A 716-nucleotide genomic window follows, 5' to 3' on the forward strand; every position below is an offset into this window, starting at 1 on the left:
CGTCTCGCGCCCGCCGATGGTGACGCCGTACTCGGGGTTGACGATGGGCACCACGTGCGCCTCGATGGCCTCCCTGCGCGGCTCGTACCAGTCGGGCAGCTTGAGGTGGCTTCCGAGTTCCGCGACGGGCTCGTCGTAGGGGAAGCCGGGCGCGTCCGTGGCGATCTCGAAGAGCACGCCCGACACGTCGCGGAAGTAGATGCTGTGGAAGTACTGGCGGTCCTGCACGGGCGTCACGCCGTACCCGGCGAGCGTGAGGGCCCTGCGGTACTCCTCCTGCTCCGCGTCGTCGCGGGTGCGCAGGGCGACGTGGTGCACGCTGCCCGCGCCGAAGGTGCCCCGGCGACCGTTCGGGCGCAGCACGACGTCCACGTAGAGGCCCACGCCGTCGGAGTCGCCGCGGTAGCGGACGCGCTCGCCCTCGGGGTCGGGTTCGCTGCCCACCCGCGTGAAGCCGAGGTTCTGGACGAGCAGGCGCTCGAGGGTGTCGCCGCGCGACGCCCAGATCGTCACGGAGTGGAAGCCCCGGGGGCTCAGCGCGGCGGGCACGAAGTCGTTGCGCCAGGGGTGCGGCACGTCCGCGCCGTCCTCGAAGACGAGCTCGATGGTGAGGCCGTCGGGGTCCTCGAAGCTCAGGACGGGCGAGCCGAAGCGCGAGCCCTCGCGGAAGTCGAGGTTCATCTCGGAGAGGCGCGCCAGCCAGCCGCCGCGCGCGG

1 protein-coding gene is annotated in these 716 nt (G+C 72.6%); it reads right to left on the reverse strand.

All coding sequences use genetic code 11. The annotated features are described in order from the left end of the window. Window positions 1-716, reverse strand: a 716-nt coding sequence (locus tag DEIPI_RS27835; protein ID WP_211238226.1) for a VOC family protein, incomplete at both ends; no start/stop codon positions are given.

The organism is Deinococcus pimensis DSM 21231 (assembly GCF_000519345.1).
Lineage (GTDB): Bacteria > Deinococcota > Deinococci > Deinococcales > Deinococcaceae > Deinococcus_A > Deinococcus_A pimensis.